Raw genomic sequence first — 11,615 nt, 5'->3', positions numbered from 1 at the left:
GTCACCGCCGTTGCCGCCGTCGAATCCGGCACCACCCTCGCCGCCGTTGCCGAAGTAGAAGGCACTACCGCCGGCGCCGCCAGCCTCGGCGGTGCCGGTCGGATCGGTTGCGGCGGTGAAGGTATATCCCTCACCGCCGTTGCCGAACAACAACCCGCCGTCTCCACCATTGATGTCGGTCGCGGTGCCGTCAGCACCGTTGCAGATCAGCCCACAGGCGTCAGAGGTGGAAAGTGCGGGGTCGGCTTGCGCGGCCCACGCATTGAGCTGTGTATCGACTTGCTCACCAAACGAGCTGTTGATCCAGGACTGCTCAATGCCCTGCAAGAAAGTGTTCGAGGAAGAATCAGCCACCGAGGCTGCCGAGCCGGTGTCGGACAGCGCGGAGCTGCTCGCGGACACGGCATCAAAGCTGCTGGGGTTGGCGAAATCGGCGAGCAGGGTGTCCCATCCGGCGGGCGTGCTGAGATCACCCAGCAGCCCGGTCAATACAGCTGGATCCAGGAAATCCGTCGGATTGACCGCCGTGATCGCCGAGCTGGCGGCCGAGCCGATCGCCAAATCGAAGATGTCGTCGAACACATCAGCCTTCGCCGTCGGCGCGCCCACCAGCGGGCTCAGCCCAAACGCGAGAAACGCCCCAGCACTCCCGCCTAGACCGGCGGCACGCGCGCGACGGCGCGCCTTGGCCTTAGCTGCCTGACGATTTCCCTTGCTGTGTTTTCCAGACATGAAGAAGCCTTCCCACCCTGATATCCCGCTTGATTCCCACCCCAACGCACCTGAGTGCCGTTCTCAGTCGGACCTAAGGTAGCTCTTAATCACACTCGTGTGTGGGAAATCACGAGTCAATCGAAAATTATTTTGAATGTCGTTGACCCTGAGTTCGAGCAGCTAACCCGGCGATATCTGATCGTGGCAAATGGCCTGGAATGGAACGCTTTTCGCGTGCGGTCGGCAAACTATCGCGAAAGCCGGCGTATCTGAAGTATCCAAACGGCGTGCGACCCGACCCCTTATTATTAGGCATATGTATATCTCAGAAAACTCGACACATGTCTTATTGGAAAGCGCGTTCCCTGAGGACCCATCGATGTACGCTCATTCGCCGCACCGCGCCGGAATATATTGGCGACAACTGCCAAAAGGACAGGTTGAACCGAATTGAGTAAAAACGTCGAGCCCTCGGGGCTTACCGGTGAGGCACGCGAGCGCGTCGCCGCCGAGTTGGCCCGGCTGCAAGAACGCCGGGACCGGTTGGAGGCCGAAGTCCGCAACGACCGCGGTGCCGTCAGCGATCACGCCGACGCCGCCGACGCCATCCAGCGCGCCGACGAATTGGCCGGCCTCGACGAGCGGGTCGCCGAACTCGACCATTTGCTGCACGCCGGCCCGGCGCCGACCAACGAAGACGAGCTGCCGTTCGGCACCATCGTCAAACTGAAGTTCTCCGACGGCGACGTGGTGACGATGCAGGTGATCTCGGTGATCGAAGAAGCCTCCATCGACAGTGAAGCCGAGGCGTTGACGGCGAGCAGCCCGCTGGGCCAGGCGCTGGTCGGCCGGAAGGCCGGTGACAAGGTCACCTACACCACGCCGCAGGGCGAGCAACAGGTCAAGTTGTTGGACGTGAAGTATCCGTCGTAAGCGCCCGTAGACTTTTCGCCGATGGCCGAGATCGCGGCGAATACCCAGCTGCCGCTGAAAACACAGGCGTGGCGATTCATCGTCACCGGCGGACTGTCGGCGATCGTCGACTTCGGTCTCTACGTCGCGCTGCTGCACCTGGGCCTACACGTCAACCTAGCCAAATCGCTCAGCTTCATCGCGGGCACGACGACCGCCTATCTGATCAACCGGCGGTGGACCTTCCAGGCACCGCCCAGCAGGGCCCGGTTCGTCGCCGTATGCGTGCTCTACGCGCTCACCTACTGCGTGCAGGTCGGCATCAACTATGTCTTCTACCTGCAGTTCGCCAACGAGCCGTGGCGGGTGCCGGCCGCTTTCGTGATCGCGCAGGGCACCGCGACGGTGCTCAACTTCATCGTGCAGCGGTCGGTGATCTTCCGGCTGCGCTGAATAGTGACTTTGGCCTAATCGTCCGCCTCCTCACCGGGACGCGCGCGTCCCGCATCGTCACCGGACGCGGCGGGTACCCTTTTTGACGATGTTGAGCAGTGACATTCCGACCACCAGAACCCGGCTGATGGGCTTCGGCCGCACCGCGCCGTCGGTCGCGGAGGTGCTGTCCACGCCGGACCCCGAGCTGATCGCCAAGGCGGTCGGCCAGGTCGCCGACGCCGGTGGCCGGGGCGTGATCGCCCGCGGACTCGGCCGGTCCTACGGCGATAACGCGCAGAACGGTGGCGGCCTCGTCATCGACATGACACCGCTGAACAAGATCCATTCGATCGACTCCGCCAGCGCCGTGGCCGACGTGGACTCGGGTGTGAGCCTCGATCAGCTGATGAAGGCGGCGCTGCCGTTCGGGCTGTGGGTGCCGGTGCTGCCAGGCACCCGGCAGGTCACGGTCGGCGGCGCGATCGCCTGCGACATCCACGGCAAGAACCACCACAGCGCGGGCAGCTTCGGCAACCACGTCATCTCGATGGAGCTGTTGACCGCCGACGGGCAGCTCCGCCACCTCACTCCGGATGGCGACGAGTCCGAGCTGTTCTGGGCCACCGTCGGCGGCAACGGGCTGACCGGCATCGTGCTGCGAGCCACTATCGCGATGACGCCGACCGAGACGGCGTACTTCATCGCCGACGGGGTGGCCACCAAAGACCTCGACGAAACCGTCGCCGTCCATCTCGACGGCAGCGAAGACAAGTACACCTACTCCAGCGCTTGGTTCGACCTGATCAGCCCGCCACCGAAACTCGGCCGGGCCGCGGTCAGCCGCGGCAGCCTGGCCAAGCTGGATCAGCTCCCGCCCAAGCTCGCCAAGAACCCGCTGAAGTTCGATGCGCCGCAACTGCTGACGGTGCCCAACGTCTTTCCGATCAGCGCGATGAACAAGCTGTCGTTCATGGCGATCGGCGAGATCTATTACCGGCTGGGCGGAACCTACACCGAAAAGGTTCAGAACTTGTCGCAGTTCTACCATATGCTCGACCTGGTCAGCGGCTGGAACAATGCTTATGGCCCAACGGGTTTCGCGCAACACCAGTTCCTGGTACCGCCGAACGCGCTGGACGAGTTCAAGGCGATCATCCGGTGGATCCAGACCCGCGGCCACTATTCGGCGTTGAACGTCTTCAAGCTCTTCGGCCCGGGTAACCGTGCGCCACTGAGCTTTCCGATGGCCGGCTGGAATGTGGCGATGGACTTCCCCAACCGGCCGGGCGTCAACGAATTCCTCAACGAGCTCGACCACCGGGTGATGGAATTCGGCGGCCGGGTGTACACCGCCAAGGACTCGCGGGTCAGCGCCGACAATTTCCACGCCATGTATCCACGCATCGACGAGTGGATTGCGGTGCGCCGCAAGGTCGATCCGACCGGAGTCTTCGTCTCGGACATGGCCCGACGTTTGGAGCTGCTTTAGATGGTGCTTGACGCCGTAGGAAATCCACAGACGATCCTGCTGCTCGGCGGTACGTCCGAGATCGGGCTGGCGATCTGCGAGCGCTACCTGCGCAACGCGCATGCCCGCATTGTGCTGGCCGATCTGCCCGACCACCCGGGGAAAGACAAGGCCGTCGCGCAGATGAAGGCCGCGGGCGCCAAGTCGGTCGAGTGGATCGACTTCGACGGCGTCGACACGGCAAGCCATCCCAAGGTGATCGACGCCGCTATTGCCGGAGGCGATGTAGACGTAGCGATCGTGGCGTTCGGCCTGCTCGGCGACGCCGAGGAGCTGTGGCAGAACCAGCACAAGGCGGTGCAGATCGCCCAAGTCAATTACACCGCAGCGGTTTCCGTCGGCGTGCTGCTCGGCGAGAAACTCAAAGCGCAAGGCTTCGGCCAGATCATTGCAATGAGCTCGGTCGCCGGTGAGCGGGTGCGCCGGTCGAACTTCGTTTACGGCTCGACCAAGGCCGGCTTGGACGGCTTCTACCTCGGCCTCGGAGAGGCCTTGCGGCCCAGCGGAGTTCGCGTTTTGGTGATCAGGCCCGGCCAGGTGCGCACCACGACGACGATCGAGCACTGGAAAGCCACCGGCGCCAAGGAGGCGCCGTTCACCGTCGACAAAGAGGCCGTCGCCGAGCTGGCCGTCACGTCGGCGGCCAAAGGCAAGGAACTCGTCTGGGCGCCCGGACCGGTCCGCTATCTGCTGATGGTATTGCGGCACATCCCGCGGCCGATCTTCCGCAAGCTGCCCTTCTAGATGCGCAACGCACTGGCCACCGTCGGCCACATGGTGATCGCGGTTGCGATCGCGGCGGCGGTCTCCGTGGTGTCGCTGATCGCGATCGGCCGAGTTCAGTGGCCCGCGTTCCCGTCGTCGAATCAGCTGCACGCGCTCACCACGGTCGGCCAGGTTGGCTGCATCCTCGGATTGCTTTGCGCTGGTTGGGTTTTCCGACGCGGCCGTCGTGCGGTGGCTCGGTTGCTGGCGCTGGTGTTCGTGTCCGCGTTCTCGGTCGTGACGCTCGGCATGCCGCTGGGTGCGACCAAGCTCTACCTGTTCGGCATCTCCGTCGACCAGCAATTCCGCACCGAATACCTGACCCGGCTGACCGACAGCTCGTCGCTACACGACATGACCTATACGGGGCTGCCGGCGTTCTATCCGCCGGGCTGGTTCTGGGTCGGCGGGCGCATCGCGGCGCTCACCGGCACCTCGGGCTGGGAGACATTCAAACCGTGGGCGATCACCTCGATCACCATCGCGATCGCCGTCGCTCTGGTGTTGTGGTGGCGGTTGATCCGGTTCGAGTACGCGGTGATCGTCACCGCCGCGACGGCCGCGGTGACGCTGGCCTACAGCTCACCGGAGCCGTACTCGGCGATGATCACCGTGCTGCTGGCGCCGGTGTTCATCCTGACCTGGTCGGGTCTGCGCGGGGCTGCCCGCGAGTGTGCGGCAGGTCGCACAGTCGACGCCGAAAGTGCGGCTGGACGCACACTCGGCGGCGGTGGTACCAGATCGGGCGGCTGGGCCGCGGTGATCGGCGCGGGGATCTTCCTCGGCGTCGCGGCGACCTGTTACACCCTGCTGCTCGCCTACAGCGCGTTCACCGTGCTACTGATGGCGTTGGCGCTGGCGGCATCTCGCCGCCGCGATGGCCTCAAGGCCGCGCTGGATCCGCTGCGGCGACTGGCCGTCATCGGCGTGATCACCGCCGCGATCGCGTCGACGACCTGGCTGCCGTTCCTGCTGCGGGCGGCCCACGACCCGATCAGCAATACCGGCAGCGCCTACCACTACCTGCCCGCCGACGGCGCCGAGCTGACCTTCCCGATGCTGAAGTTCACCCTGCTCGGTGCGCTGTGCCTGCTCGGGACCCTGTGGCTAGTGGTCCGCGCACGATCGTCGGTACGGGCGGGCGGTCTGGCGGCCGGCGTGTTAGCCGTCTATCTGTGGTCGCTGCTGTCGATGCTCGCCACGTTGGCGCGCACCACGCTGCTGTCGTTCCGGTTGCAGCCCACCCTGACGGTGTTGCTGGCCGCCGCGGGCGTCTTCGGCTTCATCGAAGGCGCTGGGGCGTTAGCCGCGCGTGGGCGCGACCATGCCTGGGGCCGGGCCGTGCTGCCGGTGGCGGCGTCGATCGGCTTGGCCGCGGCGATCGCCTTCAGCCAGGACATCCCCGACGTGCTGCGACCCGACCTCACCATCGCCTACACCGACACCGACGGACACGGGCAACGCGGCGATCGCCGGCCGCCGAGCTCGGAGAAGTTCTATCCGGAGATCGACACCGCGATCACCCGGGCGACCGGTAAACCGCGGGACCAGACGGTGGTCATGACCGCCGACTACAGCTTCCTGTCCTACTACCCCTACTTCGGCTTCCAAGGGCTGACGTCGCATTACGCGAACCCACTCGCCCAGTTCGACAAGCGTGCGGCGGCGATCAAGAGCTGGTCCAAGCTCAAAGCCGCCGATCCGTTCATCCACGCGCTGGACACACTGCCGTGGGCGCCGCCGACGGTCTTCCTGATGCGGCACGGCGGCTCGGCCGGCCAGTCCAGCACCTACACCCTGCGGCTGGCCGAAGACGTCTACCCCAACCAGCCCAATGTGCGGCGCTACACCGTGGAACTCAACGCCTCGATGTTCGCCGACCCGCGGTTCACCGTCACCACCATCGGCCCGTTCGTGTTGGCCGTCCGCAAACCCTGATGGCTACCAAGGCGGCCGAGACCGGGCAACTAGCATCTAGCTCCGTGGGCAGCGACGGCGGGACAACCTACCGGGCTGCCCGGATCGTCGCCGTCGTCGCCGGTCTGCTCGGCGCCCTGCTAGCGATCGCCACCCCGTTGCTGCCGGTCAAACAGACCACCGCCCAACTGAACTGGCCGCAGAACGGCGTGCTCGGCAGCGTCGAAGCCCCGCTGATCGGCTACGTGGCCACCGACCTCAACATCAGCATCCCGTGCCAGGCCGCCGCCGGCCTGGCCGGATCCGACGACAGCGGCAAGACGGTGCTGTTGTCGACCGTGCCCAAGCAGGCACCCAAGGCGGTGGACCGCGGTCTGCTGATCGAGCGCGCCAACGACGACCTGGTGCTCGTGGTGCGCAACGTCCCACTGGTCGTCGCGCCGATGAGCCAGGTGCTGAGCGACGCGTGCCAGAAGCTCGTCTTCACCGCGCATGCCGACCGGGTGGTCGGGGAATTCGTCGGGCTCACGCAGGGCCCCAACGCTGAGCATCCTGGCGCCGCGTTGCGGGGTGAGCGCAGCGGCTACGACTTCCGCCCGCAGATCGTCGGCGTCTTCACCGATCTGAGCGGGCCGGCCCCGCCAGGCCTGACGTTCTCCGCCACCATCGACACCCGCTACAGCAGCTCGCCGACGCCGCTGAAGATGGCCGCGATGGTGCTCGGGGTGGCGCTGACCATCGCCGCGCTGATCGCGCTGCACATCCTGGATACCGCCGATGGCACCCGGCACCGCCGCTTCCTGCCGCCGCGCTGGTGGTCGATCAGCGGACTCGACGGCCTGGTCACGGTGGTGTTGGTGTGGTGGCAGTTCGTCGGAGCCAACACCGCCGACGACGGCTACATCCTGACCATGGCCCGGGTGTCGGAGCATGCCGGCTACATGGCCAACTACTACCGCTGGCTGGGCACTCCCGAGGCACCGTTCGGCTGGTACTACGACCTGCTGGCGCTGTGGGCTCATGTCACCACAGCGAGCATCTGGATGCGATTGCCCACCCTGCTGATGGCCCTGTCCTGCTGGTGGGTGATCAGCCGGGAAGTCATCCCGCGGCTGGGGCATGCCGTCAAGACCTCCCGCGCGGCGGCGTGGACGGCGGCGGGCACGTTCCTGGCGGTCTGGCTGCCGCTGGACAACGGTCTGCGGCCGGAGCCGATCATCGCGGTGGGCATCCTACTGACCTGGTGTTCGGTGGAGCGCGCGGTGGCCACCAGCCGGCTGCTGCCGGTCGCGGTGGCCTGCATCATCGGTGCGCTGACGCTGTTCTCCGGGCCGACCGGTATCGCGTCGATCGGCGCGCTGCTGGTGGCTATCGGCCCGCTGCGCACCATCATTCACCGCCGGTCGCGGGAGTTCGGTGTGCTGCCGCTGCTGGCGCCCATCGTCGCCGCGGTCACCGTCAACATCATCCTGATCTTCCGCGACCAGACCCTGGCCGGCGAGTTGGAGGCGACGGCGCTCAAGCGTGCCCTCGGACCGAGCCTGAGCTGGTTCGACGAGCACATCCGCTACGAGCGGTTGTTCATGGCCAGCCCCGACGGATCGATCGCCCGCCGCTTCGCCCTCCTGGCGTTGCTGGTCGCGCTCGCGGTGTCGGTGGCAATGTCGTTGCGCAAGGGGCGAATTCCGGGCACCGCGGCCGGGCCGAGCCGCCGGATCATCGGCATCACGATCATCTCGTTCATCGCGATGATGTTCACGCCGACCAAGTGGACACACCACTTCGGGGTGTTCGCGGGGCTGGCCGGTTCGCTGGGGGCGCTGGCCGCCGTCGCAGTGACGGCGCACGCGATGCGCTCGCGACGCAACCGGACGCTGTTCGCCGCGGTGGTGCTGTTCGTCGTGGCGCTGTCATTCGCCAGCGTGAACGGCTGGTGGTACGTCTCGAACTTCGGTGTGCCGTGGTCGAATGCGTTCCCGCAGTGGCACTTCGGGTTCACCACCGGGTTCCTGGCGCTGACCGTTCTGGTCGCGCTGCTGGCCGCCTGGTTCCACTTCGTCAGAATCGGCAGCGACGCCGACCCGCCCACCGAGTCGCGGTTGGGCCGAATCATCCGGTCGCCGTTGGGGATTGCCGCGTGGGCGCTGGTCTTCTTCGAGGTGCTGTCGCTGACACTGGGAATGACCGACCAATACCCGGCCTGGTCGGTGGGCCGCTCCAACCTGCAGGCGCTGACCGGCAAGACCTGTGGGCTGGCCACCGACGTTCTCGTCGAACAGGATCCGAACGTCGGCATGCTGTCGCCGGTCTCGGCGCCGGTGAACGAAGCACTGGCCGACGGCTTTTCCGCGGGCTTCGACCCCAACGGCATCCCATCCACGGTATCCGCCGACCCGGTGATGGAACGTCCTGGCGACCGCAGCTTCGTCAGCGACGACGGGACGGTCAACAGCGAAGCGGGCACCGAAGGCGGCACCACCGCCGCGCCGGGTATCAACGGCTCGCGCGCGCGGCTGCCCTTCGGGCTCGATCCGGCCAAAACTGCGGTACTGGGTAGCTGGCGATCCGGCGTCCAGATACCCGCCCGGTTGCGGTCGGCCTGGTACCGGCTGCCCGACAAAAGTCGGAACGGCGAGGCCGGACCATTGCTCGTGGTCTCGGCGGCGGGCCGGTTCAACTACGGCGAAATCCAGATCCAGTGGGCCAACGACAAACAGGCCGCCGACAACAAGCCGGGCGGCGCAATAGGACTCGCGGATGTCGGCGCGGCGCCGGCGTGGCGCAACCTTCGGGCACCGATGTCCGCGCTGCCGTCGGACGCCACTCAGGTCCGGGTGGTGGCCGACGACGAAGACCTCGCGCCGCAGCACTGGATCGCGGTCACCCAGCCTCGCATCCCGCGGCTGCGCACGCTGCAGGACGTCGTCGGCTCGACGCAACCGGTGCTGTTGGATTGGCTTGTGGGACTGGCTTTCCCGTGTCAGCGGCCGTTCGGCCACCAGAACGGTGTGGACGAGGTGCCGAAGTGGCGGATCCTGCCTGATCGGTTCGGCGCCGAGGCCAACTCGCCGGTGATGGACAAGAACGGCGGCGGGCCACTGGGCGTCACCGAGTTGCTGGTGCGCCCGAACACCGTGCCGACGTACCTGAAAGACGACTGGTCTCGCGACTGGGGTGCGCTGCAACAACTTACGCCGTACTACCCGAATGCCGGGCCCGCCCAACTAGACCTGGGTTCGGCAACCCGCAGCGGACTGTGGAGTCCGGCGCCGCTGCGGCAGTAACCGGTTTAGAAGGCAACCTGCCGGCGGCCGGCGCGATAGGCGGTGGCGCAGGCAGTCAGCGCAAGAACCGCGAAGACAGCGAACGCCCAATGCGCCGCGGACACCCCGCCGTCGTCGACGAGATTCACCACGACCCCGGCCAGCCCGGCGCCGAAGGCGCCGAAAATCAGCTGCACCGAGTTGATCGCGGTGGCGGCGGCGCCGCCCTCGGCCGGGTCGTCGACATCGCTCATCGCCCACGCCGACAGGTGCGGCGAGGCGGCCCCGACACCCACCCCGACGGCCAGTAGCGCCACCGCGCACACCACGATGACGCCGACCTTCGCGCCTTGCACATGAGTGACTCCGGCCAACGCCAGCCCGCCACCCACCACCAGCGGTGACGCGATCACCACAATCAGGATCGAGCGCGCTTTGTTCAACGAGCCACTGACGAGTCCGCTGATCGTCCAGCCCAGCGACAACGACGCGCCCAGCAGCCCGGCGACGATCGGCCCCAGGTGAGCCAGCCGCTGACCGAACAGCGGCACGTATAGATCCACCTTGGTCGCTGCCACCAGCAGCCCCAAGGTCAAATAGACCCACTTCAGCGGGCCGAAGCCGTAAACGCTGGCGGGCAGAACGGCGGTGTCCATCCGGCGGTCGACCACCAAGAAGGCGCCAACCAGCAACCCGCCGAGGATCAGCAGGCTGACGGTTGCGGCGATATTGTGCGGCAGCGAGGCCACGCTGACCGTCAGCGCCGCGGCGCCCAACAGGACGACCGAGGGCACCGGGATCCGGGCCGCGGCGCCGTCGGTGGGTGGCTCGCCACCGTCCATGCTCAGCAGGCCCGGCGCCAACCCGGCCATCGCCACGCTCAGCATCGCCAGCAGGCCGAACGCCCACCGCCACGCGCCGAACTGCGCGAACAGGCCGCCCATCGCGGGGCCGATCAACGCACCGATACCCCACGTCGACGCCGCCATGGCAGAGCCCCGGCTCCAGAGCGAACGCGGCAGCACGGCGTTGATCACAGCAAAGCTCAGGCCGCACAGCAGACCGCCGGCGAGCCCCTGCAGGAAGCGGCCGACCAGCAGAATCTCCATGGTGGGTGCGGCCGCACAGACCAGGCTGCCGACACCCAGGACGGCGAAGCCCATGAGGTACGACACGCACGCGCCGATGCGGTGCAGCAGCGTATTAACCGTCGCTGCGGCGACCACCGACCCGACGAGGTAGAGGGTTGTCACCCACGCGTAGATGCGCTCCCCGCCGATCTCATTGATCGTGCTGGGCAGCATGCTGATCGTGAGGAACTCGTTCGTGGAGTACAACACCACGCCCCCAGCGATCACAGCCGAGGTCCGCACGTACGGGGGACTCCACAACTCACGCCATTGGCCGGCGGCGATTTGTTTCTGCTCCGTTAAATTCACCACCGCTGACCTACTAAACCATGTTCGCTCGGAGGAGTCGAACGGCCCCAAAAGATGCGTCGGGCCATGTGGCGGGGCCAGTGTGGGGTCGTTCGGCGCACTGACCTGCGCCGTAGTGGGCTGAGTTTCTATGAATGCGGTTTGGATCTTTACGGACTAATTACTGATTGCCCGCCTCTTCCCGAGTCAGTGGAGATAAGTCGCCTACCATCGTCCCTCGTGCCCCACGACGACAGTGAGCGATCGACGCATCGGCTCGCACGGCTGGTCGCTATCGTCGCAGGGATCGTCGGTGCGCTGCTGTGCGCGCTGGTTCCGCTGCTCCCGGTCGCACAGACGACGGCCACCATTCTGTGGCCGCAGGGCCTCAACGCCGACGGGCACATCACCGACATCACCGCGCCGCTGGTCTCTGGGGCGCCGCGGGCGCTGGACATCTCCATCCCCTGCGGCGCGATCGCCACGCTGCCGGCCGACGGTGGCCTGGTGGTGTCGACGCTGCCGGTGAACGGCTTTGAAACCGGCAAAAGCGGGCTGTTCGTGCGGGCTAACAAGGACACCGTCGTCGTCGCGTTCCGGGATTCGGTTGCCGCGGCGGCGCCCCGCTCCGCCGTCGCCGCCGGCGCCTGCAGCACCCTGCAC

General features: G+C 66.6%; 8 protein-coding genes and 1 pseudogene. 7 read left to right on the top strand and 2 right to left on the bottom strand.

Translation table 11 applies throughout. From position 1 onward, the window contains the following. Positions 1–732: PGRS repeat-containing protein (locus tag WAN02_RS28210; RefSeq protein WP_422268605.1), on the bottom strand; the 732-nt coding region annotated here is incomplete at its 3' end. A 432-nt stretch (positions 733–1,164) separates the two neighbouring features. Between WAN02_RS28210 and WAN02_RS28205 the strand changes: the two genes are divergently transcribed. From WAN02_RS28205 to WAN02_RS28180, 6 genes are all read left to right on the top strand, one after another. Next, positions 1,165–1,647 (top strand): GreA/GreB family elongation factor, encoded by a 483-nt coding sequence (locus WAN02_RS28205; RefSeq protein WP_422268603.1) that lies wholly within the window; start codon positions 1,165–1,167, stop codon positions 1,645–1,647. A gap of 21 nt (positions 1,648–1,668) precedes the next feature. Beyond that, complete coding sequence (locus WAN02_RS28200; protein WP_422268601.1) at positions 1,669–2,079, top strand: GtrA family protein; 411 nt, start codon at positions 1,669–1,671, stop codon at positions 2,077–2,079. A gap of 88 nt (positions 2,080–2,167) precedes the next feature. Further along, positions 2,168–3,550: an FAD-binding protein gene (locus tag WAN02_RS28195; protein WP_422268599.1), complete on the top strand. Its 1,383-nt coding sequence runs from the start codon at positions 2,168–2,170 to the stop codon at positions 3,548–3,550. Beyond that, the gene (locus tag WAN02_RS28190) at positions 3,551–4,333 is read left to right on the top strand and encodes a decaprenylphospho-beta-D-erythro-pentofuranosid-2-ulose 2-reductase (RefSeq protein WP_422268597.1); all 783 of its coding nucleotides are present in this window, start codon (positions 3,551–3,553) and stop codon (positions 4,331–4,333) included. Then, entirely contained in the window at positions 4,334–6,292 is a 1,959-nt protein-coding gene (locus WAN02_RS28185) for a galactan 5-O-arabinofuranosyltransferase (protein ID WP_422268595.1), read from the top strand. Further along, positions 6,292–9,555, top strand: coding sequence for an arabinosyltransferase domain-containing protein (locus WAN02_RS28180; RefSeq protein WP_422268593.1), 3,264 nt, complete (start codon positions 6,292–6,294; stop codon positions 9,553–9,555). The genes WAN02_RS28185 and WAN02_RS28180 overlap by 1 nt, the downstream gene beginning before the upstream one ends. Before the next feature lie 5 nt (positions 9,556–9,560). On the opposite strand, the gene WAN02_RS28175 is transcribed toward WAN02_RS28180, so the two are convergent. Further along, positions 9,561–10,976 (bottom strand): MFS transporter, encoded by a 1,416-nt coding sequence (locus WAN02_RS28175; RefSeq protein ID WP_422268591.1) that lies wholly within the window; start codon positions 10,974–10,976, stop codon positions 9,561–9,563. 216 nt (positions 10,977–11,192) lie between these two features. On the opposite strand from WAN02_RS28175, the pseudogene WAN02_RS28170 reads away from it, so the two are divergent. Then, a pseudogene (locus WAN02_RS28170) lies at positions 11,193–11,615 on the top strand (arabinosyltransferase); the annotation flags it as partial.

Origin of the sequence: Mycobacterium sp., assembly GCF_049281135.1 — a bacterium.
Lineage (GTDB): Bacteria > Actinomycetota > Actinomycetes > Mycobacteriales > Mycobacteriaceae > Mycobacterium.
Note: the sequence above shows the minus strand (reverse complement) of the source record. Positions and strands in the feature narration are given on the sequence as shown.